Genomic DNA, 25606 nt, shown 5'->3' with positions numbered 1-25606 from the left:
CGGCTGATACGACGTCCGCAGCCGGAATTTGGTTCAGTTGAACCATTCTTCACCCGGAGGCGTCTTAGTCGTTAGCGTCCGGCATCGACGCCGGGCACGAACCAAGGAGCAAACCTATGAAAAAGCAACTGGGAACAGGCCTCACTATCCTCGCCCTGACGGCGGCCCTCGCAGGGTGCGCCGGCGGCGGCGGTACCACCCCTGCAGCCAGCAGCCCGGCTGTCACGGCGGGCTCACCCAACGCCTCTGCAACGGCCCCCGCTGCCTCTGTTTCTCCGCCCGCCGCAACGTCCACAGCAACGGCCGCCGGTGTCGACCTCAAGATTGCGTCTTCCAGCCTGGGCGACATTGTGGTCGATGGCAAGGGGATGAGCGTCTACTACTACACCAAGGATGTCAAAGACTCCGGTACCAGCACCTGCACCGGGGGATGCCTGACCGCGTGGCCGCCGCTCCTCACCACTTCGGACGAGCCCAAAGTCGAAGGGGTAACCGGGGCCGTGGGCACCATTACTACGCCGGAAGGTGCCAAGCAAGTGACCCTAAACGGCCTGCCGTTGTACTACTTCGCCAAGGACACGAAGGCCGGTGACATCCTCGGCCAGGGCGTCAACGACGTCTGGTACCTGGCCGATCCGGCCGGCGAAATGATCAAAACCGCGGCCAAATAATGACCCTACGGGGGCGGTGAGCCGGGTGCCGGTTCGTCACGGGAGCGGAACTGCCGGCAGGGTGGCGGGCAGTGGAACCTGTGGCGGCACCGGCACTTCCGGCGACCCGCCCAGCCCGTCGGCAATGTGCTCCGGTACAGCCGCGGGCAGGGTCTCTGAAGCGGGGACTTCCCCGGGTTTTCCCGGGGAAGTTGGCTGGCTTACAGCGGTCTCCGGCGCAACTGGACCGTCCGACGGCGGGGCGGTCGGTTGCGTCGCTGCGGCCGGGTCTGCCGGTATCGATGTTGGGCCACCGGGTGCGGTGCCGGCAGGTGCGGTACCCGCCGGGGACTCTGGCACAGGCGCCGCGGGCTGATCGGCCTGGTGGCGTGCAGGTGCGCCGCCGGAACCGGTGATGAAGGAAGTGACAGCCTGGTTGAGCTGGGCGAACGACTCCCGGATGGACTGGTCTGATGCCGCGGCAACTGCGCCGCCGGCGCTCAGGGACACCGCCACGGACAGGGCCGTCAAGGTGACCCGGCGCTTAGCCCTGCGGCGGGCAGCGAGTTCGTCAGCGGGGGCTGCAGCAATCGCGTCGTCGGCGACTTCCGGGTCAGCACCAAGCCCTGCGTTGGCTCCGGCCATCAGGGCCAGCAGCTCGGCAGAAGGCTCCGGCGCATCAGAGGCCAGGGCCTGAAGCTCGAGAAGGACGGGGCGGAGCTGGGTGTCGCCGTCCAGGTCTGCCTCCAACAGCAGCTGGTCGACGGACCCGCCGCGGGATCCTGCAGTGTCACTCATGGTTTGCCTGGTTTCTTTTGAGCGTCTGTGCCTTGAGATTTTGAAGGGCCCGGCGCTGGAGCTGCTTGATTGCCCCTTCGCTCTTGCCCATGATGCCGGCCACCTGTTCGATGGACAGGTCAGCCACCACGCGAAGGGCAAGCACTTCCTGGTGTTCGTCGCTGAGCCCGTCCAGCAGGGCGGCAGCCGCGCCGTTCAGCTCCACCGCACAGTGCTCTGCGGAGGGGGTGCTCCGGCTGTCCTCCAGCGGATCGTAAGGAGTCAGCTGGGGCCTGCGTTCCAGCCGCCGGTAGTGGTCCACCATGCGGGCGTGGGCAATGGAGAAGATGAGCGACTTGGCCCCCTGCAGCCCGCCGGTGAGGCCGCTGATCTGCGGGAAGAATGCCAGGAACACGTCCTGGGTTACCGCTTCGGGATCGTCCACGCCGCGTGCCTTGAGGTATCCCAGCACCGGTCCCGCGAAGGACCGGTAGGCAACGCCGAACACCGCAGCCGGGTCGGTTCCGGCTGCGTCGTCGAATATGTCGATCTCTTCTTGGGCCAAAGTGTCTAGCACCGGCGGCTCCTCCATCCCGGAGCAAGGCAACGCCCATCCCGGTTTTACGGTGCGGTCTGCGGGTCCTGCGCTTACTTTCCCGCTGCCTTTCGGCAGGTTATTCCGGGTTTCATTCCGGACCGGCCTCCCCAAGGGCCGTCAGTGTTCCTGAAACGGCAGTTCCTGAAATCGAGTACCGCCGTACTGCGGGAGACGGACCGTGCGCCGTTTCCCGCAGTACACACTAGCCAACGCCGCTTAGCGGACCGAAACTGAGGGTGCGTCCACAGCTGCGCTGCCGCCGTCGACGGAGGCAGCAGGAACCTCGGGAACTGCAGGCACGGCCGGAACTGCCGGCGCGCCGTCGACACCCGGAACAGCCGGGACCGCCGGAACAGCCGGAACCTCGGGACGCTCAACCTCAACAGCGGCGGAACCATCGGTTGCGGCGCCCGCCTCTGTGGCAGCGTCAGCCTGCGCTGCGACGTCGGTGCAGAAGCTTTCGATGTTCGCTTCACCCTGTGCTGCGATGGCCAGCGAGGAGAAGCCTTCGGAAGAGGCGTTCAGGCCACCGTTGGTGAACGCGGTGCACAGGCCAAGGGCCGCGGCGCCGGCTGCGTCAACTGCAGTGCCGGCTGCGGCGGACACGGAAGCCTGGGCTGCGACGTTATCGGCGGAAACCGCGGCATCTCCTGTGGCTTCTGCTTCTGCGTCAGCGGAAGCGTTGGCAGTGGCATCGGCGGCGGCGTCAGCGGTTGCCTGCGCGTCAGAGGCGGCTTCTGCTGCCAGCTGGGGAGCCGGGGCGCCGAAGAGATTGTGGGCGGTCTGCTGTGATTCGGCCGGAAGGACGCCGGAAACGGCAGCGGCGCCGGTTCCGCCGACGGCAATGGTGCCGGCTGCCAGTACTCCGGCGGCAACTTTGCTGGTGGCGAGAACGGTGAACAACGACATAAGACACTCCAAAACCTAGACAACTTATTCGATTCAGGTCCGCCGGGCGGACCCATCACCTGCTACATCGCAGGGACAGGCGGAAAGGTTACGGGCGTCCGGAATCTTTTTTCGGGGCGGTGTCAGCAGCCAGCAGGGCAGCAGCCGGCGGGCAGCAGCCGGCGAGGTCTAGGGACGGCGCTACGATCGATGCATGCCCACGATCCCGGAGTCCCAGAAGAAGGCCAGCACCTGGCAGTCGATGGTGGACAGCAACAAAGCCCTTCTTAAGCGGAAGACCGGCGAAGACACCGCGTACTGGGCTGGGAAGGCCCGCGCCGCCGGTATCCGGAACGACGGCGAACTCCGCACCTGGATGCGCGACAGCTTTGGGGTGACCGGGTACGCCCAATATGCGGTGTCCTGGGAGATGTTCGGTTACCCCGAATTTATGCTGCGTGACGCCGATGAACTGATCAACGGGCAGTATGCCAACCACCCGCACCTGAGGCCCATCGCGGACGCCCTCCTGGCATGGGCGTCCGCAACCGACGGTGTGGAGATCCAGATGCGGAAGGGGTACGTGTCCCTCCACAGTGCTCGGCGGAAGTTCGCGCAGGTCACCCGGACCACCAACACTGCCGTGGACGTAACCCTCCGGCTCGACGCCCCTGCGGAGAGCCGGATCGAAACCGTCAAGATCCGGGCCGATGACCCTTTCACCCGCAGGGTGCGCCTCACCTCAGTCGACCAGGTGGACGATGAACTTTTGGGCATCCTGGCCGTGGCCCTGAAGCAGAACAGCTGACCGAGCAGAACAGCTAACCGTGCAGAACAGGTAACCAGGACGCAGAACAGCCGACGGGGCTGCCCTGCGTCTGCTTAGCAACCCGCCAACCAGACCAGCGTGAGCTACGGGACCACGACGGCGGACACGCCACCGTCCTGGACTGTCACCTCGAAGACAGTGGTGGACCCGCCCGGTGACGGCACAGCGACCCGGCGCGTGCCGTCCTGGGCTGCGAAGGCCTGGAACTGCATGTCCTGCGCCCAGTCATAGTCCGGCCGGTCGGACACCGTACCGATGGGCAGCACCGCGCCTTCCCGGACCCAGGTTGCCGCTTCCATGACCGAGTACTCCTTGCGATGCCACCGGGGGCCCGCCAGCTGCTCGCCGGTTTCCAGATGGGTCCACGTCCCTTCGGGCAGGTAGAAGGACACTGTGCCGGAGGGGTCCATCACAGGTGCCACCAGGAGGTCGGGGCCCAGCATGTACTGCCGGTCAAGATGTGCGCAGCCCGGGTCCTCCGGGAATTCCATAAACAACGGCCGCATCAGGGGAATGCCCTCTGCATACGCTTCTTCGGCCGCCATCTGCAGGTAAGGCATCAGCCGCATCTTCTGCTCGGTGAAGTGCCGAAGGACGTCCACTGACTCTTCGTCCACGAGCCACGGGACGCGGTAGGAGTTGGAGCCGTGCAGCCGTGAGTGCGAGGACAGCAGCCCGAACGCGATCCAGCGCTTGAAGATTTCCGGTTCAGGCGTACCTTCAAAACCGCCGATGTCATGGCTCCAGAACGAGAAGCCCGACGCCGCCAGTGACAACCCGCCGCGCAGCGATTCAGCCATCGCCGCGAAGGTGGACTCGCAGTCTCCGCCCCAGTGCACCGGCATGGTTTGGCCGCCTGCTGTGGCTGAACGGGCAAAGACCACGGCTTCGCCCTCACCCAGCTCCTTCGAGAGCAGGTCAAAGACCGTCCTGTTGTACAGCTGCGCGTAGTAGTTGTGCATCCTTGCCGGATCGGAGCCATCATGCCACACCACATCAGTGGGGATGCGCTCGCCGAAATCGGTCTTGAATGAATCGACGCCCTGCCCCAGCAGGCCGCGGAGTTTTTCCTGGTACCAGAGCACGGCGTCGGGGTTGGTGAAGTCCACCAGCCCCATCCCTGCCTGCCACATGTCCCACTGCCAGACAGAACCGTCCGGACGCTTGACCAGGAAGCCGCGTTCCAGGCCTTCCCGGAACAGGTGCGAGCGCTGGGCGATGTACGGGTTGATCCAGACGCAGACCTTGAGCCCGCGGTCGTGCAGGCGGGCGAGCATGCCCTCCGGGTCCGGGAACGTGGCGGGGTCCCACACAAAATCGCTCCAATGGAAGGACCGCATCCAGTGGCAGTCGAAGTGGAAGACGGAGAGCGGAAGGTTCCGCTCTTCCATGCCGTCGATGAAGGAGTTGACGGTCTTCTCGTCGTAGTCGGTGGTGAACGATGTGGACAGCCAGAGCCCGTAGGACCATGCCGGGATCCGGGCGGGCCGGCCGGTCAGCTCCGTGTACCGGCGGATGATTTCCTTGGGTGTGGGCCCGTGGATGATGAAGTACTGCAGCTTCTGGCCTTCCACGCTGAACTGCGTACGGGAAACCACTTCCGAGCCCACCTCGAAGGAAACCTTCTCCGGGTGGTTGACGAACACGCCGTACCCGTCATTCGTAAGGAAGAACGGAACGTTCTTGTACGCGAGGTCGCTGGAGGTGCCGCCGTCCTCGTTCCAGATGTCCACCGCCTGGCCGTTCTTCACGAAGGCGCCGAAGCGCTCGCCGAGGCCGTAGACGTTGGTGCCCACCCCGAGGCTGAGCTGTTCGTGCACAAAGGTCCGCCCGCCGTCGTCCGTGATGACGCCGACGCTGCGCGGAGTGGAGCTGGTCAGCAGCCTGCCGTTCCCGAGGAAGTCGACTCCCCAGTCGCCGGAAGTGCTGATCCGGGCCGTCAGCCCCCCGGAGGTGATGCTTGCGGTACGGCCGCCGTCCTGGCTGAACTCCGCGGCGGATCCTGCCCGGTTCACGTCAAAATGCGGGCCGTTGTCCAGGCCGCCCTGGAAGTGTTCGATGGTTACCCCAATGACGTCCGGCATCGGGGCGTCGAAGGTGACCGTCAGCTGGGGAAGGTTAAGTGCGTCGCCGCGGGAGGTGATGCGTTTGGTAGGCGCGTAGACGGTCATCGTCCCGCCGTCCACCACTACCTCCGATACGTCGCGGGGGTGCAGCGCGGAAAAGCCCTTGCGGTACAGCCAGTATCCGTCGGTGAATTTCATGGGGTCTCAGTTTCCATTCTCAGTGTGGTCAAAGCTGTTCTTGAGGACCAGGGCGCCGTACGGCTCCAGGGTTATGTCAGGTCCGTGGCTGTCCCCGGAGAGCAAGTCCACCGACTGCTCTTTGAGGCGTACCGTCCGCGGTTCCGGGCTGTGGTTCAGCAGGAAGTGGTAGCCGCCGCGGGTGGCGAGTTCGACGTCGTCGGGCAGGTCCGCGGCGACGGGCACGGTCAGTCCCGCTTCCGCCACCGCCGCCCCAACGATGTTTCCCAGCGCTGCAGCGGGCAGGTCGCAGCCGATGTACCAGGCGGTCCCTTGGCCGTGGCTGTTGCGGACTGCTGCCGGCTTCCCGGCAAGCGGGCCTGACGCGAAGGTGGCCACCGCGGCAGCGCTGGAACTGTGGAGGCGCAGGTCCTCCGACCAGACGGCGGCTTCGAGGTTGTCCGGCAGTCCTGCGTTGGCCTCCGGGCCCATGGGTCCGGGCTGCGCAAATTCAAGTCCCACGCTGCCGGCCAGCGGGCGCCATTCTTCCCCCGTGACCCCCAGCATGCCGGCCAGCACTGCAGGGAACCGTCCCTGGCGGAGGTGTCCGTTGGTGTCGGCCAATCCGCTGAAGGGGCCCACCACTGCAGTTCCTCCCCCGTGCACCCAGCCGGTCAGTGCAGCAGCATGTTCTTCGGTGAGGAGGAAGAGGCTGGGGACAAGCACCAGGTCGAAGCGGTCCAGGGCGGCAGCGGGATGCACCACTTCCACCGACAATCCGCGCCTTAGCAACGGCCGGTAGTAGGCCTGGAGCTGGTCCAGCACGCCCAGCCTGTCGCTGGGGCAGTCCGGGGACTCGGCAGCCCACCAGCTGTTCCAGTCGAACAACACGGCAATGCGGGAGGGTGAGGGGGTTCCGGCGAGGAGCCGGAGATCCTGAAGCTCGGACCCGAGAGCCGAGACTTCCCGGAACACGCGGGTGTCCTCCCCCGCCAGGGGTACCACTGCGGAATGGAAGCGCTCGGCACCAAAGGCGGACTGGCGGAACTGGAAGAAACAGATTCCGTCCGAGCCGCGGGCCAGCGCAGACAGGGAGTCCACCCGCAGCGCGCCGGGTTCCTTGGCGCTGTTGTGCGGGCGCCAGTTTACGGCCGACGCCGCTGATTCCATCAGGAGCCATGGCTTGCCACCGGCCAGTCCCCGGCAGAGATCGTGGGTGAGCGCGCCCAGTTCCCAGGTTTGAGGTTGGGCCGGGTCCGTGTACCAGTTGTTGCCGATCAGGTCCGTCTCGCCTGCGAAGCTGAAGTAGTCCGCGCCGCGGAAGAAGCCCATGAGGTTCGTGGTGACCGGGACGTCGGGAGAGTGCTGGCGGATGATATCGCGCTCAGCGGTGAACAGCTTGAGTAGCGAATCCGAGGTGAAACGCTTGAAGTCCAGGACTTGGGTGGGGTTATGCAGGTAGGGCGCTGTGCGGGGCGGCAGGATCTCCTCCCAGCTGCTGTACCCCTGGCTCCAGAACGTTGTGCCCCAGGCGGAATTGAGGTTGTCCAGGGAACCATGGCGGCGCAGCAGCCAGCCCCGGAACGCACCGGCCGTTTCGTCGTCGTAGCTGACCTGCCCGAGCTCGTTGCCCACGTGCCACATCACGACGGCGGGATGCTTGCCGTAGCGCTCCGCCAGCGCGGCCGTAACCTGCAGCGCAGCGCTGCGGTACACCGCTGACGACGGCGAGAACTGGTTGCGTGAGCCGTACCAGAGAGTAGTTCCCGAGGCGTCGGTGGGGAGCGTGCTGGGGAAGCGGTGTCCCAGCCACGGCGGGGGCGATGCGGTGGGCGTTGCGAGGCAAACATTGATGTTGCCTTCGTGCAGGAGCGCCAGGATCCGGTCCAGCCAGCCGAAGTCCCACCTGCCTTCGGATGGCTGCAGCCTTGCCCAGCTGAACACGCCCAGGGTGACGAGGTTAATCCCCGCTTGCTGCATCAGGCGGATGTCCTCCGGCCAGCTTTCTTCCGGCCATTGTTCGGGGTTGTAGTCGGCGCCGAACAACAACCCTGCCTGCTGGGTCACGGAGTTCAGCCCGTGGCTGCGAAGATGCATTGAATTCCTTGGTTAAATGGGGGTATGGGTAATCGAAAGGCTTCAACTGCGGCGACGATCAGCGATGTGGCCAAAGAAGCCGGAGTTTCAACAAGTACGGTGTCCTACGTGATGAGCGGGAACCGTCCCATATCGAAAGAAACCCGCGATATCGTCGAAGCGGCAATGCGCCGACTGAAGTACAGCCCGCGGTCCAGTGCCCGTGCACTGGCCTCCAGCCGGTCCAATGTGCTGGGCCTTGTGGTGCCGCTCCGGGCTGACGTGAACGTCGGAGTGGTCATGCAGTTCGTCACGGCCGTGGTGACCACTGCCCGTTCCTTCAACCAGGACGTCCTGCTGCTGACCCAGGATGACGCCGGCAGCATAGAGCGGGTGACGTCCCAGTCCATGGTGGACGGCCTGCTCATGATGGACATCGAAGCCCGCGATCCCCGCATTCCGGTATTGGCCAGGCTGCAGAAACCGGCGGTGCTGATCGGCATGCCGGATGATCCGCGCGGCCTTAGTTGCGTGGACTTCGATTTTTCCGGGGCGTCCCGCACTGCCGTACGCCACCTGGCTGAGCTGGGGCACCGGGGCATTGCGTTCATCGGGTCTCCGCCGGCTTCGCTGCGCCGCCACGCTACCTATGCCGACCGCGCCCTGCGTGGATTCGAGGAGGCCTGCCGCGCGCTGGAGGTTCATCATGTAGCCGTAGCGTGCGAGGCCAACTCGCCTGACCTGGCAAGGGCCCTGGACAAGGTCTTCGCCGGCCCCGGGCCCATTACTGCTCTTCTGGTGCACAACGAGGGATTGCTGCCGATCCTGCGTGAGAACCTGGCCGTCCACGGCTTTTCCGTCCCCGAGGACATCTCCGTGGCGGTGATTGCGCCGGCAGATGTGGCAAAGGCTGCCGTCCGCCCCTGGACCTTTGTGCCCATCCCCGCGATGGACATCGGCCGTGCCGCGGTGGAGATGGTGATGGACCGGCTGAGCCTGGAAAAACCAGCCGAACTCCGGCTCATCGCCCCCACACTGACGGCTGGAGAAACCACCGCCGCGGCTCGATGACGTGAGTTGAAGGGCCGGCGCGGACTGGCCCCTCATCCCTTGACCGCCCCGATCATCACGCCCTTGGTGAAGTGCTTTTGCACGAAGGGGTACACGATCAGGATGGGCACCATGGCCAGCACGATGACGGCCATCTGCAGGGCAGGGCCAGCAGCGGCCCCCGTGCCCACGTCCACCTGGCCCGGAACCGAGACGCCCTGGAGCACGTAGGACCGGAGCACCACCTGCAGCGGGTTCATGGCGCTGTCGTTGATGTAGAGGACGGCGTTGAAGAAGGCGTTCCAGTAGCCAACGCCGTAGAAGAGTGCGATCACGGCGGTAACCGCCTTGGACATGGGCAGCACAATCTGGGTCAGGGTGCGCCATTCACTGGCACCGTCGATCCTTGCGCTGTCCAGGATTCCCCTGTCGATACCCATAAAGAAGCCGCGCAGGATGATGATGTTGAACACCGAGATGCAGCTGGGCAGGATCAGCGCCCAATACGTATTGATCAGCCCCAGCCCCGAGACCAGCAGATAGGAGGGGATGATCCCTGCGCTGAAGAACATGGTGATCAGCAGCGTGAACAGGATGGGTGTGTGCGCAAAGGACCCCGGCCGGGACAACCCGTAGGCGCAAAGGATGGAAACCACCATGCTCAGGGCGGTTCCGGTGGCCGTGACTCCCACACTGACCAGCACCGCGCGGGTGACCACACCTCCACTGAGGATCTGCTGGTACGCGGCGAAAGAGATTTCTCCCGGGACCAGGACCAGTCCCCCGGCCTGGGTGATGGTGGCCTGGGAGGAGATGCTCGTCAGGACGATTGTGTACAGCGGCCCCAGGACAGCCAGAACGACGACGGCCAGGACAATAAACTTCCCTGCCTTCGCCGCTGCCCCCGGTTCTTCGTCCCAGACGGGGCGTTCTGGTTTCAGCCGCGGCGGCTTGGATTGTTTGGAGGGTTTGGAGGTGCTGGTGGAGGGTTTGGAGGTGCTGGTGGAGGGCCCGGCCTTGCTGATTATTGTGCTCATTTGGAATAGACACCGCTCTCACCGAAGATATGGGCAACTTTGTTGGCTGTCAGGATCAGGGCCAGGCTCACCAGGCCTTTGATCAGGCCGGCCGCAGCGGCGTAGCTCCAGTCGCCGTTTTGGACGCCGGTGTAGTACACAAAGGTGTCCAGGACCTCGGAGGCTTCCGCGCCTACTGCATCGCGCTGGAGGATCATTTGCTCAAAACCCACGGTCAGGGAATCCCCCAGCCGCAGGATCAGCAGCAGCACGATGACGCTGCGCAGGCCGGGCAGGGTGACGTGCCACATGCGCTTCCAGCGGCCCGCTCCGTCCACCGCCGCAGCTTCGTACTGGGCGGGATCGATGGCGCTCAGGGCAGCGAGGAAGACGATAATGCCCCAGCCTGCGTCCTTCCAGACTGCCTGGGAGGTGAGCAGGAACAGGAAGGTGTCCGGGTTGGTCATGATGTCCATCGCTTGCCAGCCGTTGGCCCGCAATGACTGGTTGAGCAGTCCGGCGCCGCCGAAGATCTGCTGGAAGACGGACACCACCAGCACCCAGGAAAAGAAGTGCGGGAGGTACACCACGGCCTGTACCGCCGCCCTCAACCGGGGATTCACCAGGGAGTTCAACAGCATGGCCAGGGCGATGGGGATCGGAAAGAAGAACACCAGCTGGAACGCTGTGATCACCAGGGTGTTCTTCACGGCATGCCAGAAGTCGGCGTCCGCCAGCACCCTGGCGAAGTTGTCCGTGCCCACCCACGGGCTGTCGGGAATGCCGACGTAGGGCGAGTAATCCTGGAACGCCACCACATTGCCCAGCATGGGGAGGTAGGCAAAAACGCCCAGCAGGATGACCGCAGGCAATGCCATCAATACCAGCGAGCGGTCCCGCTTGAAACGCAACCGAAGGTTGCCCTTTGCGCGCGGCGGCACGGCGGCGGCACCTCCAACAGCCCGCCTGGCAACACGGGAGCTACGCCCCGTCGTCGTGCCCGGTGGCAGGGCCTCAGCGGTACGTGTCCCACCCCCATCCTGCGATGGCGCGGAAGCCTTGTGCTCTATTCCGGTGATCATGCGTGCCACGTCCTAGGCCAGGAACCCGGCGTAGAAGTCCCGGAGTTCGTCTCCGCCCTTGCTCTTCCAGGACGCGAGCTCGCTGTCGAGGTCCTTCAGGCTCTTGCGTCCGCGGATGATGTCCTTGGCCAGGTCATCAAACGGCTTGGACAGGGAGCCGAACTTGGCCGGCTCCTGGATCTGCATGCCGAAGAACACGTCCTCCACCACGTTGGGTGCCTGCCGCGCCTCCCAATCAGACTGCGACTTCACCAGCCCGGGGTACTGGACCATGGAGTTGACGATCGGAGGGCTGACGAGGAACGCGTAGGTGCTGGTGACCTCCTCGGTCCCCTTGGTGGTGGCCTTCGGAATGCCCTGGGCATCACGGGTGAAGTGCACTCCTTCAACGCCGTTGTTGATCAGGACGTTCTCCTCTGTGCCAAACGGGGCGGCCATGAAGTTGGCCAGTGCCAGCATTTCCTCCACCTTCGCCGGGTCTGCCTTCTTGATGAAACTGAAAATGGCGGCAGGCTGGGCGCGGAAGAGGGTGGGCTTGCCGCCGTCGGGAGCGAAATAGTCCATGGGCTGCATATTGAACTTCGGGTTGGAGGGCAGGACCCGGGCCAGGGCTTCATGCCAGGATCCCGTTCCGTCAGACGCCATAAGGGAGGCGCCGGACTCGAAACGCTGCTTGGACTGCTGGGAGTTGCCTGCCACGGCGTCGGGGTGGACGGAACCGTCGGCGAACAGCTTGGCCGTCCACTCAAGGGCGGCCCGGTATTCGTCCGTTTCGACTTTGTTCTGGAGCTTGCCGTCCACCATCTTCCACTTGGGCACCACGCCGTGCATGATCTGGGCGCCGTTCCAGACGTCTTCGGATCCCCAGCGGTTCTTGGACTCGTCCGTCAGCTCCTTGGCGAGCTTGCGGTATTCGTCCGCGGACTTCGGCGGTTCCACGCCCAGTTCCCCGAAGAGGTCCGCCCGGTAGAAGATGGCGTCCGAGATCAACGCGCCGGGATACGGGAGCCCGTAGAGGCCGCCTTCGAAGCAGCCCATCTTCCAGGCGGCAGTAGGGATGTTAGCCAGGTTGGGATATTTGTTGACCTTATCCCCGGCGATGAACTCCGAAAGATCCTGGAACACACCCGCGGCGGCCTGCCCAAAGCGCGGGGGGAGGTTCCAGCTGGGGATAACCATCCAGTCCGGCACGTCCTTGGGCGAGGCCAGCACTGTCTGGACCTTATCCGCGTAGGCGTTGCCGTCGTTGGCCTGGAAGTTAATGGTGGCGCCCAGCTTTTCGTTGACAGCCTGGTAGTAGCTGTTCTGCGGCAGGGCAGGCGGAACAGCCCACCAGGCCGGCGTCATGGCCGTGTAGGTTCCACCGCTTCCCGGTGTGCCGGTGACCGACTTGACCAGGGAGGAAGGGATGCTGGTGAAACCGGGGGTGGAGCCGTTGATCGGAGGGATATCGGGCTTCACCAGCTCGAGCGGCTTGTAGGCAGGAACCAGCTTGGCCACCGCTTCCGCCAGTCCTCCCGAGTTGGTGGCCTGTGGTGCTGCAGTACCTGGCGAGCAAGCAGTCAACCCCGCCGGCGCCGCGGCCAGGAACACGGCGCCGCTGAGGATTCCGAGGAAGGACCGGCGGTTCACCGCTGCGGATGATGCTTCATCCAGCAGTCCGGCGGCGGTTTTACGGGGTTTGCCCCTCCCGGGGCCTACGTGGGAAATGAGCATGACAGCACTCCTTCGTGTTAAGTCAATGACGGCGGGATTCAACGAATTCATCGAATCGGTTCGACTTCGATTAGCGTAGGGCACTCGCAGTAAATCCCGCAAGGCCGAAATGTGTTGCGCCTCACATCCTGGGGTGCAACACTGGGTCTCGCCTGCTTTGTATAAGCGATTCGATAAGCCAGCCGATTGGACTCCAGTGCCGCATTCCGCTCAGCCTGCCACCCTCAACGTTGATGCCTTAGGGCCCGGCCAGGAGCAGGACGCCGGCCTGCCCGCCCGGATCCTGGCCAGCTTGTCCCTGGAGCAGAAGGTGGCCATGCTGCACCAGCACGCGCCGGCTGTCCCGGAGCTGGGACTGGCGTCTTTCCATACCGGTGCAGAGGCTGCGCACGGAGTTGCGTGGCTGGGCCCGGCCACGGTCTTTCCCCAGCCGGTGGGCATGGCCGCCACCTGGGATGCTGACCTGATTGAACGGCTCGGCGAGGCAACAGGCCGCGAACTTCGCGGCAAGAAGGCGGAAGATTCCTCCGTGGGCCTGAACGTGTGGGCGCCGGTGGTGAATCCGCTCCGGCATCCGTTGTGGGGGCGGAACGAGGAGGGCTTTTCGGAGGACCCGCACCTGACGGCGGAGCTGGCCGGCGCCTATTGCCGCGGGTTGAAGGGCAAGGACCCGCACACGTGGCTGACGGTTCCCACGCTCAAGCACTTCCTCGGTTACAACAATGAGTTCGACAGGAACGTCACCTCCAGCAACCTCAGCCCGCGGGTGCTTCATGAATATGAGCTCCCCGCTTACCGCTCCCCCATCGAAGAGGGGGTGGCCGGGGCGGTGATGCTGTCCTACAACCTGGTCAACGGCAGGCCGGCCCACGTTTCGGACCTGGTGCAGTCGCAGCTTCGGCAGTGGCGTAACGGGGACTCCCTGGCCATCGTTACGGACGCCGGCGCTCCCGGCTCGCTCTTCCGCGCCGAGAAGTACTTCGACGGCGGCCCGGCAGCTTACGCGGCCGCGCTGAAGGCAGGGGTGGACAGCTTCACGGACGACGGCGATAACCCCGCACCGTCCATCGCCTACCTTACTGAGGCGCTCGAGCAGGGCCTGATCAGCGAGGCTGACGTGGACCGGGCTGTCCTGCGGCTCCTCACCCTCAGGGCCAGGACTGGTGAATTTGCGTCCCACCCCTACGCCTCGATCGGGCCCGAAGAAATCGGCGCGGCGGCGCACGTTCAGTTGGCACGGGAAGCGGCTGCAAAGTCCGTGGTGCTGCTGCGCAACGATGCCGGCGCCGGCATCCTGCCGCTGGGCGACGCCCCCGGCACCATCGCCGTCATCGGAAGCCTCGGATCGCGCGTCCTCAGTGACTGGTACAGCGGAACCCTGCAGGACGCCGTCAGCATCGCTGAAGGACTCACCCGCCGCTACGGCGGGACGGACGGGGCCGGCGTCGTTGCTGAAGAAGGTGCCGACATCGTTGCCTTGCGAAGCGTCAGGACGGGCGGGTACCTGGGTGGCGGCCCGGGCGAGGTGCTCACCGCCGCCGCCACCGCACCCGGCCTGGCGGAATCGTTTACCTTGAAGGACTGGGGAGCCGGCGAGGTAACCCTCCAGTCAATGCTGACCGGCAAATTCGTGACGGACACGGGCGACGGTTACCTTCGGGCGGTGGCAGACCGGGTTGGCGGCTGGGTGGTGCAGGAGACCTTCCGGCTGGACCGCGCTGCTGACGGCACCGCCGCCCTGCAGCATGTTGGGACCGGAAAGTGGCTTCGGGTTGAGTCAGGGACCACCAGCGCCGCCCTGGTTCCGGACGCCGCCACGGCTGAACGGTTTGTGCTCCGGACGCTCAAGTCCGGACACGAGGCCGCCCGGCAAGCCGCCGCCGAAGCGCATACCGCCGTGGTGGTTGTTGGCAATGATCCGCACCTCGGCGGCAGGGAAACGCTGGACCGCAGCACGCTGGACCTGCCGCTGGCCGAACAGGAACTTGTCCGTGTTGTGCGTGAGGCGAACCCGCGAACAGTGCTCCTGATGGTGTCCTCCTACCCCTACGCCCTGGGCCCATTGGCTGACACCCCCGGCATCGTCTGGAGCAGCCATGGCGGGCAGGAGCTGGGCGGCGGTGTGGCCGACGTCCTCAGTGGCGACGCCGAACCGACCGGGCGCCTGGCGCAGACCTGGTTTGCGCGGGATGCAGACCAGCCGGACATCCTGGACTACGACATCATCACCTCACGCTCCACCTACCTGTACAGCCGTGCCGAACCCCTGTTCCCGCTGGGCCACGGCCTGACGTACGGCGATGTGCGGTACGGGTCCGTTGCCCTCCGCGAGATGCCTGGCGGAGGAACCACCGGCGCAGACCTGGCCGAACTAACGGTGGAATTGCGCAACGAGGGAAGCCGGCCGGCGTTCGAGCTGGTACAGGTCTACGCATCCGCCCCCGGCCACCGCTTCGAATTCCCGCGCCGCCTGCTGGTGGGCCATCAGCGGGTGGAGGTGCCCCCCGGCGGAACAGCAACGGCCACAATCGCTGTTCCCCTGGACCGCCTGGCAACCTACAGCCCGGTGGAGGAGCGGATGCTGGTGGAGCCCGGCGCCTACCAGCTGCTGGTGGGTTCCTCGGCAGAGAACCTTCCCCTGGCAGTGGCGCTGGCAGTGCCCGGAACACCAGGCCGCGGCCGCAGCACCGGCCGTTGGTTCCGTTCGGAAAACTTCGACTCCTGCGGCAATGTTGCCTTGGTTCCCGAGACCCGGCTGGCGGGCACTGCCGTTAGCCCCGCAGACGCCGCCCGCCCCGCCTGGGTGACCTACCGCTTCTGGAGTGCAGCGGAGCCGCTAAGGGAGAACGTTGTGCTGGCCGACGTCGTCTCCTGCAGCCCGGCCACACCGGGCGCCGGCTGCGTGCTCCGGGTCCAGGTGCCGGGACCCGCCGACACCTGGAACACGATCGGCACCGCCCGTGTTTCGCCCGGTTTCAGCGGCGAGCTTCAGGTCCCGCTGACTTCCGGTACTTCACCGTTTTATGAAACACGCACGTTCCGGCTGGTTCTGGAAGGCGCCGTCACGGTCAGCCGGCTACAGCTGCGATAGCGCCTTTAAGCCCCGACCATCTCGGCGTCGGCTTCCTCAAGGTCCGCGTCCTCGAACTCCACGGCTGCGACGATTTCCTGCGTATCGGGGTTGATCATAAAGGCCTCATCGTCCTCCTCGACCATCAGGAAGTCGCCGTGGTCGGTGGAGAAGTGCCAGGCCAGGGTCTTCTCGCCGCCATGGACATAGTTGGGGTCGCCCATGGTGATCTTGACCAGCTCATACCCTGCGATGCTGCAGAGCTCGCGGATGATGATCTCGAAGTCCGGGGCGTCTTCCAGGGCCTCGGCGTCAGCCTGCGCCTGGCGCTCCGGCAGGTCCGGGATCTGCGCCACAAGCCGCTCAATGTGAGCGCCGACTTCCTCGTCGTCCAGCACCAGGAGATCGGCCTGGCCCCGCAGCCAGGCGGCGTTGAGGGAAGTGATGTTCTCCCGCTCGAGCAGCTCCTCAAACTCGCCGTCGAGCTCCTCCATCCGGAGGACGCCGTCGGGCCTTTCCCCTGACCCATCCAGGCCGCCGTCGAGGTAGTGCTCTTCGTCTTCCTCGGACAGGTTGTCGTACGCCGCCACCGTACGGTTGAACAGGTCAAGGTGGGCGGCGGCACCCATCCCTGCCATGGCCTCGCGGATCAGTGTGTCCGTTGCGGCCCGGTCGACGGCGGTGAAGACGTACTGCGCGAAGCCGCCCTCCAGCGCCTGCGTGAGGTAGAAGTCCACATAGTAGCCGCGGACAGCTACGGGTGACATCTCTTCGGCGCGGAGCAGGGCGGCGTGCATGGCGTCCACAATGCTGACGTTGGCCTCCACGACATCCTCGTCGCTGGATTCGATGCTGCTGCTGGTCAGGACGACGGGCTGCTGGCTGGTGATCATGGCAATCCTCACGGCTGTTGGCGGGTGGTGCTCGTACGCTTTTCACGCTACGTGCGCGGTCCCTTCACAGGGTTGAGGGGGAAGTGAACGTCCGGCGAAGTTTGTGGGCCGCAACCTGGACGCGTTCCTTGCGCGACGAATGGGCTCCCCCAAAATTCCCGTCAGCAATCTATTGACCCGCCGCCAGCACCGTGAAACCATGATGAGCAGTTGTGATACCGGTATCAACACGTATCAACCGCAACTACCACAAAGACGAAAGGACAGCCCGTGCTCGGCTTCAAAGAAGAGGAATTCCTCGCCCAGACCCGCAGCGCACTTGCGCTGCAGGGACACATCGAACAGTTCGTGGACTCCATCCAGGAGCGGGGTTTTGACAACCTCTTCCTCATCGGCGCCGGTGGCACCTACGCCGCCATGCTGCCCTACGAACACTTCATCCGCTCCCGGTCCACCCTTCCCGTTCGCGCAGCAATCGGGAAGGAGTTGATGCTGACCGGCGACCCGGCATTCGGGCCCGGATCCATCGCCGTTTTTGCTTCGGTCTCCGGAACAACGGAGGACATCATCGAGGCGATCGAATTCGCCAAAGCCAAAGGGGCCTACACCGTTGGCTTTACCGGCTTCGGGGACAGTCCTTTTGCCAAGGCGTTGGATGTCACCCTGGTCACCGAACCGAAGACCTGGCCGTTCGACATCCCCCTGCTGCTCCTGTCCACCCGCCTTTTGGATGCACGGGGAGAGTTTGAGGGGTACGAAGAGTTTGCGGCTGAGCTCCAGACCGTTCCCGAAGTCCTCCTTGAGGTGGCACGCCAGGCAGAACCGGTGGCGGAAGCGTTTGCAGAACGAAACAAGGAGGCGGACTACCACTTCCTCGTCGGCGCGGGCAATCTCTGGGGCTTCACCTATTTGTACTCAATGTGCATCCTCGAGGAAATGCAGTGGTTGCGCACAACGCGTGTCCACGGCGCCGAGTTTTTCCACGGCTCCCTCGAACTTATCGAGGAGGACACCAGCCTGATGCTTTTCCTGGGTGAAGACGAAAGCCGCCCGCTGATGGAACGCGTGGTCAAGTTCGCCGAGAACTACAACAAGAACACCACGATCCTCGACACCAAGGACTACGAGCTGGCGGGAATCAGCGCACGGTTCCGGGGCCTTCTGGCACCTTTGGTTCTGGACACCGTGGCGGACCGGATCAGCAAGCACCTGGAACGGGTCCGCAACCACTCGCTGGACCTGCGCCGGTACTACCGGGTCGTTGAATACTGACAGACTCCGATGGCCGCGCCCCGGCCCGGGGCGCGGCAGCTTCACCCGGCCACAAGCCGGGGACACCGCCGTCAAGACAGGATGAGCATGAAAGTAATAGGGTTCGGGGACAACATCGTGGACCGCTTCCTGGACCGGGGAGTGATGTACCCGGGCGGAAACTGCGTGAACTTTGCGGTCCTGGCACGCCGACTGGGCCTGGAGTCCGCCTATGTGGGTGTCTTCGGTTCCGATCCGCTGGGCGCCTTTGTCCGTTCCGCCATAGAAGCGGAAGGAGTGGATGTCAGCAGGTGCCAGACCCGCGAAGGCCCCAACGGCGTCACGGAAATCAAGGTTATCGACGGCGACCGGGTCTTCCTGGGCTGGAACGAAGGCGGTGTCACCACCAGCCAACCCTTCACACTCGGTCCTGAACATCGGAGCTACCTGGCCTCAGCAGCCCTTGTCCATTCGAGCGTCTACTCCGCCTCCGAAGACCAGCTCCCGTCAGTGCGGGCGGCCGGCCCCTTGGTCAGCTTTGACTACTCCTGGGAACCGGAGCGCAGGACTGACAGCTACCTGCGGCGTACCGCCCCCTTCGTGGACATGGCCCTGCTGTCGCTGGGAGACGCACCATTGAGGGCCGTTGAACATGAGCTTGCGCGCGTCAAGGCGGCGGGCGCTTCGCTCGCGGTTGCCACCAGGGGGGCCGCTGGCGCGGTACTGTACGACGGCGAGCGGTTCCTTACACAGGGAGCCGCGCCAACGGACGCGCAAAGGTTCGCCGATACCATGGGCTGCGGGGACGCGTTCGTCACCGGATTAGTCGTCAGACTCTTGCAGTCGGGCTGGGCACGGGACTCCGCGCCAACTGCAGATTCGCTGCGCCCCGCCCTCGCTTTTGCCGCGGAATCGGCAGCGGAACAGTGCTACGTTGAAGCTGCATTCGGGCACGGCCGTCCCGTCGCTGCAGCAACTAGGATCTGAACCAGAGCTTTGTCCTCATAGGAACCGCCCCAGGGCGATTCCAAGACCAGAAGGGAACCGGATGTCGCCGGACCATCAGCACGGGGGCGCTCCGACCATCTCGGAAGTTGCCGTTGCCGCTGGGGTGGGCAGGGCCACCGTCGCCCGTACCCTGGGCAACTATGGGTCCGTCAGCGATGCCACGCGGGCAAAGGTCCTGTTGGCTGCCGAACGGTTGGGCTATCAGGCCAATACGCTGGCGCGCAGCATGAGCACCGGCATCACCAAAACGCTGGGAATTGTTCTCGCGGACGTGGCGAACCCCTTCTTTTCGGGGGTCCTCAGGGGCATCTCGGAAACGGCAAAACAGGCCGGTTACGATGCCATCATCCTGAGCACCGACGAGAAGCTGGACCTGGAGCGCGACGCCATCAGGGTCCTGCTGGCCAAACAGGTTGATGGCCTTGTGGTCGCTTCGGCGGCCGGAAGGAACGACGACGTCTCGCACCTATCCACCGCGATGGAACGTGGAATACCGGTGGTCCTCATTGACCGCCTGGTGGACGGCCTGGATACCGACTCGGTGGTCATCGACAACCGGGAAGCCGCCCGCTCCGCCGTCGCGTCCTTGATTGCAAACGGCCACCAGCGGATTGCCTTCGCCTGGGGCCCGGTGACACTCAGCCCTGCAACAGACCTGCAGCAGATGCACAGCATCCTTGACGAGGCACTCTGGAGTGACGGCGAACGACTTCGCGGTTACCTGGATGCCCTGGAAGAGGCCGGAATACCGTTCGATACCGCCCTGGTAACCCACGTCCTGAAAAATGAACGACAGGCAACCAGGGCCATCGGCGGGATGCTCGCCCTTGCGGATCCCCCCACTGCCATCTTCACGACGGAAACCGAGGCAACGGTGGGCGCCCTCCATGCACTACGGACGCACAACCGCCGGATCCTCAAGGACGTGTCCCTGATCGGCTTCGATGACAGCCCTTGGGCCGCAGTCATGGAACCACCCCTGACCATGATCCAGCAGCCCATGCGCGAACTTGGCGCCGCGGCAGCACAACAGCTCCTCGTCCGGATCGAGGGCGATTCCTCCGCACCGAGGAAGCACGTCCTGCCCTCCACACTCATTGCGCGCTCCTCCGACGGCCCTGCGCCTTCACGTGCAGCCGAATAAACCGCCGGCAACTATTTCTTCCTGAAACCCTTCCCCCGGGCCCACAATCGTGATTCACTGTGGTACCGGTATCACAATTCCCAAAAACGCACACTTGGCGCAGGTGCCATCCAACGGAGGGCAGCACTCTTCGTCCTGTGGACCTCGGCTATTCAGCCATCCGAGCGAAAGTAGAAACGATGCGGAAAAGCACGCACATATTGACAGCCCTGCTTGCGGGAACAGCCCTCGCTCTTACCGGCTGCGCCGGCGGAAGCGAGCCTGTTGCTCAGTTGGATCTGCAGAAAGAACCCGAATATTCCGGGACCCTGAGTATCCTCACCAAATTCGGCGGCGACCCCCTGGAACCATACTTCGAGGACCTGGCCGAGGAGTACACAAAACTCCACCCTGATGTCTCCTTCGAACTCATCCAGGAGACTGACCAGAGCATCAAGGACAAAACCAAGACCCTCACAGCATCCCAGGCCCTGCCGGACATCTACTTCACCTGGGCGGGGAACTGGGCAAACAACTTCATCGACGGCGGCCTCGCAGCGGACCTGACGCCGGTCATCGCCCCTGGCACTGATTGGGGAAGCACCTTCGGCGAATCTTCACTCAAAGCCTTTGAAAGAGACGGCAAGTTCTTTGCGGTTCCCTTGTACAACAACGGAAAATTCATGGGCTACAACCAGAAGGTTTTCAAGGAGCTGGGCCTTAACCCGCCGTCCACCTTCGAGGAACTGATTTCCTCCTGCTCCGTGCTCAAGGATGCCGGCTATGAACCTATTGCCTTTGGCAATAAGGACGGCTGGCCGGGCCTGCACTACCTCCAGCAGTTGTTCGCCTATGAGGTGCCTACCGAGGAACTGGAAGCGGACTTCGACCCCAAGACGGCGAAGCTCGAGAACCAGGGCTACATCCGGGCCATGGAGCAGTTCACCGAGCTGATCAACGAATGCACCGGCAGCGGAAAAGACTCGAACGGCGTCCTCTACACCACGGCACAGCAGGCCCTGGCTACGGGTACCGCCGGTATGTACTACCAGGAAGTCCTCGAATTCGACACAACGGCGTCGGAGGGATCCCAGCTCAAGAACGACGGCCTGGGCATCTTCAAGCTGCCTGCCTCAGCCGCGGCGAAGGGCGACACAAAGGCAATCGAGGGTTCTCCGGAGGGATACCTGATCAACCCCAAGTCCGAGAACGCGGCGCTGGCAGTCGACTTCATGAAGTTCGCCACAAGTAAGGAGAATGCCACGAAACTTTCGTCACCGCCCTATGGTCAGCCCAGTGCGGTCAAGGGCGTGGTCTCGGAACACAACTCCACCGGACCGGTGGTCGAAGGCATCAAGCAGGTGAATGACGCCTCCGAAGCCATCATCTGGCTTGACTCAGTTACCGTTCCGGATGTGGCCGATGCCTGGCTGGCAGGCGGCGAGGCCCTTGTTGCGGGAACCCAATCCCCGCAACAAGTCCTTGACGCCGTGCGTTCCGCTTCCAGCGCAGCCAAGTAGCAGACCTGCCATGACAGTTTCGAACGCGATCCGGAGGCCCGCGCCTTCGGCCTCCGGATCCGACGCCAAAGGTCTCCCCAAAGGCCGGCAAGCGGACAGGAGCAGGGCCAGCCGGTGGCGCAACATGGTGTGGGTTCTGCCCGCGGTTTTGCTGCTCTGTGTCTTCTGCTACCTGCCCCTCGTGCAGAATTTGGGCTTCAGCCTCCTGAAATGGGACATCTACAGCGGACGGCAGACCTTCATTGGTGCCGATAACTACCTCAAGATGTTCAATGACCCGATCTTCTGGAAGTCACTCCTCAACAACACCCTTTATGCCGGAATTTCAATCGTCTTCCAGGTGTTCGGAGCGCTGGTTCTGGCAGCCCTCGTGGAGGGGCTGCCCAGTCCGCGCTGGCGCGGTGCCCTGCGGGCGATCTACTTCGTTCCCTCGGCAATATCCCTTACGGTGGCCGGGCTCCTGTTCTATTTCATCTACGAGCCGCGTATGGGCATCCTGAACGCAGCGCTGGAAACCCTGGGGCTGGGAAACTTCGCACAAGCCTGGCTCGGCCAGGAAAATACGGCAATCTTCGGCATCATCGCCATGAGCCAGTGGCAGGGCTTCGGCTACTGCACCCTGCTCTTCGCAGTGGCGCTGCAACGTATTCCCTCCGAGCTTTTCGAAGCGGCGTCCATCGACGGCGTTGGCCCCGTCCGCAGGTTCTTCTTTATTTCCCTGCCCCTTGTCCGCGAGATGAGCAGCCTGATGATGATCGTTACGGTCTCGGGGGCGTTCCAGGTTTTCAACGAGGTGATGGTCATGACCACAGGCGGCCCCAACAATTCCAGCCAGGTCCTTGGCACCTGGCTCTACCGCAGCGGTTTTGTCCGCAACGATTTTGGTTATGCCGCGGCCATCGCCACGGCTGTTTTCGTCATCACGCTGGTCCTCGCGGTACTCCAGCTCCGGCTGGCCAAGCGCAGGAGGGTGGAATGGTGACGCGCACTTCAGTACTGATGATCCTGGGACGGGTTTTTGTCCAGGCCTTCCTGGTGGCCTTGGCCATCGTTGTGATCTACCCCCTGCTGTGGATGCTGCTGAACGGTGTGAAGTCGAATTCGGAACTGTTCGCCAATCCGTTTGCGCTGCCGGAAACCTGGCGGTGGGAAAACTACGTGACCGCCTGGAACCGGGGTGTTGGCGATTACCTCACCACGAGCGTCCTCGTCACCGTTGCGTCCACCGCCGCCACCGTGCTGATCAGTGCCTGGGCAGCGTACGGTTTGACCAGGGTCAAGATTCCGTTCAACCGGACCATCCTGATTCTGATCCTGGCCGGTTTGATGCTGGCGCCAACCGTGGCCCTGATTCCCCTCGTGAAGATGTTCCAGGCGCTGGGTCTCTACAACAGCTTCTGGGCGCTGTTGATTCTTTACACCGCCTTCCGCGTTCCCTTCACCACTTTCCTGATCCGTGCCTACATGCTGGATTTGCCCCTCGAGGTAGACGAGGCCGCAGCAGTGGATGGTGCCTCGAAGGCACGGGCGTTCTGGCAGGTCATCCTGCCGATGTGCCGGCCAATCATCATCTCTACGATCCTGCTGAACGTTCTCTTCACCTGGAACGAATACCTTTTCGCCATGATTTTCACGAGCGGCGGCACGCTGCAGACGCTGCCGGTGGGACTTACCAACCTCATGGCCAAACACGGCACGGACTACCCCGTGGTCTTCGCAGGAATGGCCATCGCCGCCGTGCCGGTGATTGTGCTCTTCTTTGCGGGTCAGCGGTATTTCATCCGCGGCCTGGCTGACGGTGTGGGGAAGTAGCAATGGGCAACCTGGGCGCGGACCAGATTTGCGGTTCCAATTTTGCCTACCAGCACCACACTCTTGAGCGTTGCCTTAACGACATGGTGGAACTGGGACGCGCGAAGATGGAGCTGTGGGGCATAGCGCCCCACCTGTACATCCCGGACGCAGGCAAGCACGACGTCAGGAATGTTCTGCAGCTGCTCCGTGAGCGTGAGCTTTCGGTGGCATGCATAACGCCTGAACAGGTGGCCTACCCGGTCAACATCGCGTCAGGCGAGACCTGGCTGCGGGAGGCAAGTGTGCAGCTTTTCCTCCGCGCAGCCGAGATTTGCAGTGACCTGGAATCCCCCCTGCTGTTCCTCACCTCCGGCCGCGGCTACGAGGATGAGCCGTTGGAGCCAGCCTGGGAACGGAGCGTCCTTGCCCTGCAGTCGATCACTGAACGGGCCTCAGAACTGGGCGTTTCCTGCGTCCTGGAACCGCTGCAGCGGGTGGAGTCGAACCTGGTCACCGATGTGTCGTCGCTGAAGCGCATGCTGGACGACGTCGGACATCGTGACCTCGGTGTTGTCATTGACACCGTCGCATTGGCAGTGGCAGGAGATGCGATCAGTGATTACGGCAGGTCCTTTGGCGGGAAGGTGCGCCACGTACACCTGATAGACGGCTCCCCCGCCGGTCACATGGCGTGGGGAGACGGCAATCTGGACCTGCCAGCAATCCTGCGGGGATTAGGGCAGCTGGAGTACAAGGAATCAATTACCTTCGAACTTTTCGGCGACGGCTCGTACTCCATCGATCCGCGGGCCGCCTTCCAGAAGTGCCTGAACGCGTGGGAGGACAGCATCGCGCAGCGTTTGGACGTTTCCGCTAGTTGACCGGAATGCCACCCCTGTTGGGCGGCGAGCCGATAGATCCCCGCCTCACCAGGGTTGCGGAAAATTCAGGTATGGCAACCGGCGCCTTCCTGCCCTGGATCTGGCGAATGAGGGCTTCGGCGGCTGCCACGCCCATCTCATAGACGGGCTGGGCAATGACCGTCAGAGGAGGGGTAGTGAGGCGGGTCCAGGCAAAGTCGTCATACATCAGGAACGAGACATCGTCCGGGATCGAAAGCCCCAGGTCCTGGATTGCCTCCACCACGCTGAGTCCGATAAGCCCGTCAGACGCAATGATCGCGGTGGCAGGATGGGGCTGCTGCAGCAGTTCCCGGGTGATCTTCTTGATTGACTCCGGGCTGCCGGCGTTGAGGCGGACCAAGTCCTCGGGCTGGGGAAGCCCCGCTTCGTCAAAGGCGCGCTTCATGCCGTCCCGGCGATCGGAAATCTGTGAGGATTCCAAGGGCAATCCGGCGAAATAGGGCTCATCCGTTCGGATAGTGGAAATGAAGGCAATCCGGCTGTGCCCTTCCTGGATGAGGTAGCTGGTGGATTCATAGGAGATCCCTTCCATCTCCACCGCCACCGTGTCCACCACCAGCCCCGGTGCCTTGCGGTCCAGGAGCACCAAGGGCCGCCCTGACTTGTGAACGCCTTCCAGGTGTCTGGTATCAACCGACGACGCCGGAGCGATAATCAGACCGTCGACGCGCTTGTCCAGCAGAACCTTCACGGCGTCGACTTCGGCCGCGGTGTCCTCATCGGTGTTGACCAGGATGACGTTGAAGCCGCTTTTCTTGGCGGTGTCGGTGATGCCCCTGGTGGCGAGGCCAAAGTGGGGATTTTCGATGTCGCCCACCACCACGCCGATGGTGTTGGATTTTCCGGTGTTCATGCTTCGCGCAAGCTCGTTGGGCCGGTAGTTCAGCTCTTCCGCCGCAGCCAGCACGCGCTCCCTCACATCGTCACTGACAGCGCCGTAGTTGCCCAGTGCACGTGCCGCCTGGGCTTTGGATACCTGTGCGGCCTTGGCGACGTCGGCGACTGTGACGTCGCGCCGCCGTGAAGCGTCATTACTCATGTCGGCCTTTCTTACCGGGCGCTTGACGCCCTTTTGTGGCTTGGGTTACATTCTTATCAA

21 protein-coding genes are annotated in these 25606 nt (G+C 63.8%); 11 read left to right on the top strand and 10 right to left on the bottom strand.

Translation table 11 applies throughout. The features are described from left to right. Nucleotides 1–116 precede the first annotated feature (116 nt). Nucleotides 117–671: a hypothetical protein gene (locus G6R19_RS18960; RefSeq protein WP_163167866.1), complete on the top strand. Its 555-nt coding sequence runs from the start codon at nt 117–119 to the stop codon at nt 669–671. Between the two features lie 36 nt (nt 672–707). Here the strand turns inward: G6R19_RS18960 and G6R19_RS18955 are convergent, their stop codons facing one another. From G6R19_RS18955 to G6R19_RS18945, 3 genes are all read right to left on the bottom strand, one after another. Then, nucleotides 708–1448 (bottom strand): hypothetical protein, encoded by a 741-nt coding sequence (locus G6R19_RS18955; protein ID WP_163167864.1) that lies wholly within the window; start codon nt 1446–1448, stop codon nt 708–710. Further along, nucleotides 1441–2019, bottom strand: coding sequence for a sigma-70 family RNA polymerase sigma factor (locus tag G6R19_RS18950; protein WP_163167862.1), 579 nt, complete (start codon nt 2017–2019; stop codon nt 1441–1443). The genes G6R19_RS18955 and G6R19_RS18950 overlap by 8 nt, the downstream gene beginning before the upstream one ends. A 222-nt stretch (nt 2020–2241) precedes the next feature. Then, nucleotides 2242–2934, bottom strand: coding sequence for a protein tyrosine phosphatase (locus G6R19_RS18945; RefSeq protein ID WP_163167860.1), 693 nt, complete (start codon nt 2932–2934; stop codon nt 2242–2244). Between the two features lie 193 nt (nt 2935–3127). Here G6R19_RS18945 and G6R19_RS18940 point away from each other — a divergent pair, with 193 nt between their 5' ends. Continuing rightward, nucleotides 3128–3721: a DUF5655 domain-containing protein gene (locus tag G6R19_RS18940; RefSeq protein ID WP_163167858.1), complete on the top strand. Its 594-nt coding sequence runs from the start codon at nt 3128–3130 to the stop codon at nt 3719–3721. 104 nt (nt 3722–3825) lie between these two features. Here G6R19_RS18940 and yicI read toward each other — a convergent pair whose 3' ends face one another. Then, entirely contained in the window at nt 3826–6006 is a 2181-nt protein-coding gene (yicI, locus tag G6R19_RS18935) for an alpha-xylosidase (RefSeq protein ID WP_163167856.1), read from the bottom strand. A gap of 6 nt (nt 6007–6012) precedes the next feature. Then, complete coding sequence (locus G6R19_RS18930; protein ID WP_163167854.1) at nt 6013–8082, bottom strand: beta-galactosidase; 2070 nt, start codon at nt 8080–8082, stop codon at nt 6013–6015. 24 nt (nt 8083–8106) lie between these two features. Here G6R19_RS18930 and G6R19_RS18925 point away from each other — a divergent pair, with 24 nt between their 5' ends. Then, nucleotides 8107–9132 (top strand): LacI family DNA-binding transcriptional regulator, encoded by a 1026-nt coding sequence (locus G6R19_RS18925; protein ID WP_163167852.1) that lies wholly within the window; start codon nt 8107–8109, stop codon nt 9130–9132. Between the two features lie 32 nt (nt 9133–9164). On the opposite strand, the gene G6R19_RS18920 is transcribed toward G6R19_RS18925, so the two are convergent. The 3 genes from G6R19_RS18920 to G6R19_RS18910 form a co-directional block, all read right to left on the bottom strand. Then, the gene (locus G6R19_RS18920; RefSeq protein ID WP_163167850.1) at nt 9165–10148 is read right to left on the bottom strand and encodes a carbohydrate ABC transporter permease; all 984 of its coding nucleotides are present in this window, start codon (nt 10146–10148) and stop codon (nt 9165–9167) included. After that, nucleotides 10145–11068 carry an ABC transporter permease subunit gene (locus tag G6R19_RS18915; RefSeq protein WP_240341972.1) on the bottom strand — a complete coding sequence of 308 codons (924 nt, stop codon included), beginning with the start codon at nt 11066–11068 and terminating at the stop codon, nt 10145–10147. The genes G6R19_RS18920 and G6R19_RS18915 overlap by 4 nt, the downstream gene beginning before the upstream one ends. Nucleotides 11069–11221: 153 nt before the next feature. Beyond that, nucleotides 11222–12925, bottom strand: coding sequence for an extracellular solute-binding protein (locus G6R19_RS18910; protein ID WP_163167846.1), 1704 nt, complete (start codon nt 12923–12925; stop codon nt 11222–11224). A 196-nt stretch (nt 12926–13121) separates the two neighbouring features. Here G6R19_RS18910 and G6R19_RS18905 point away from each other — a divergent pair, with 196 nt between their 5' ends. Next, a complete protein-coding gene (locus G6R19_RS18905) occupies nt 13122–16016 on the top strand; it encodes a glycoside hydrolase family 3 protein (RefSeq protein ID WP_163167844.1) in 2895 nt (964 codons plus the stop codon). 5 nt (nt 16017–16021) lie between these two features. On the opposite strand, the gene G6R19_RS18900 is transcribed toward G6R19_RS18905, so the two are convergent. Then, a complete protein-coding gene (locus G6R19_RS18900; protein ID WP_163167842.1) occupies nt 16022–16888 on the bottom strand; it encodes a hypothetical protein in 867 nt (288 codons plus the stop codon). Nucleotides 16889–17158: 270 nt separating this feature from the next. On the opposite strand from G6R19_RS18900, the gene G6R19_RS18895 reads away from it, so the two are divergent. The 7 genes from G6R19_RS18895 to G6R19_RS18865 all read left to right on the top strand — a co-directional run bounded on the left by G6R19_RS18895 (nt 17159) and on the right by G6R19_RS18865 (nt 24465). After that, nucleotides 17159–18160 carry an SIS domain-containing protein gene (locus G6R19_RS18895; protein WP_163167840.1) on the top strand — a complete coding sequence of 334 codons (1002 nt, stop codon included), beginning with the start codon at nt 17159–17161 and terminating at the stop codon, nt 18158–18160. A gap of 87 nt (nt 18161–18247) precedes the next feature. Beyond that, nucleotides 18248–19126 (top strand): PfkB family carbohydrate kinase, encoded by an 879-nt coding sequence (locus G6R19_RS18890; RefSeq protein WP_163167838.1) that lies wholly within the window; start codon nt 18248–18250, stop codon nt 19124–19126. A gap of 61 nt (nt 19127–19187) precedes the next feature. Further along, complete coding sequence (locus G6R19_RS18885) at nt 19188–20291, top strand: LacI family DNA-binding transcriptional regulator (RefSeq protein ID WP_163167836.1); 1104 nt, start codon at nt 19188–19190, stop codon at nt 20289–20291. Nucleotides 20292–20470: 179 nt separating this feature from the next. Next, nucleotides 20471–21790, top strand: a complete 1320-nt coding sequence (locus G6R19_RS18880) for an extracellular solute-binding protein (RefSeq protein WP_163167834.1) — start codon at nt 20471–20473, stop codon at nt 21788–21790. 10 nt (nt 21791–21800) lie between these two features. Next, nucleotides 21801–22772: a sugar ABC transporter permease gene (locus tag G6R19_RS18875; protein ID WP_163167832.1), complete on the top strand. Its 972-nt coding sequence runs from the start codon at nt 21801–21803 to the stop codon at nt 22770–22772. Then, nucleotides 22766–23602 (top strand): carbohydrate ABC transporter permease, encoded by an 837-nt coding sequence (locus G6R19_RS18870; protein ID WP_163167831.1) that lies wholly within the window; start codon nt 22766–22768, stop codon nt 23600–23602. Before G6R19_RS18875 ends, G6R19_RS18870 begins: the two co-directional genes overlap by 7 nt. Before the next feature lie 2 nt (nt 23603–23604). Continuing rightward, the gene (locus G6R19_RS18865) at nt 23605–24465 is read left to right on the top strand and encodes a TIM barrel protein (RefSeq protein ID WP_163167829.1); all 861 of its coding nucleotides are present in this window, start codon (nt 23605–23607) and stop codon (nt 24463–24465) included. Here the strand turns inward: G6R19_RS18865 and G6R19_RS18860 are convergent. Then, nucleotides 24458–25546 carry a LacI family DNA-binding transcriptional regulator gene (locus G6R19_RS18860; RefSeq protein ID WP_163167827.1) on the bottom strand — a complete coding sequence of 363 codons (1089 nt, stop codon included), beginning with the start codon at nt 25544–25546 and terminating at the stop codon, nt 24458–24460. The two genes, G6R19_RS18865 and G6R19_RS18860, sit on opposite strands and share 8 nt — an antisense overlap. Between the last annotated feature and the right edge of the window lie 60 nt (nt 25547–25606).

The sequence above is a fragment of the Arthrobacter sp. Alg241-R88 genome (assembly GCF_900537115.1).
GTDB lineage: Bacteria > Actinomycetota > Actinomycetes > Actinomycetales > Micrococcaceae > Arthrobacter.
The sequence above is the reverse complement of the archived record's forward strand: the minus strand, read 5'-3'. Positions and strand labels throughout refer to the sequence as shown.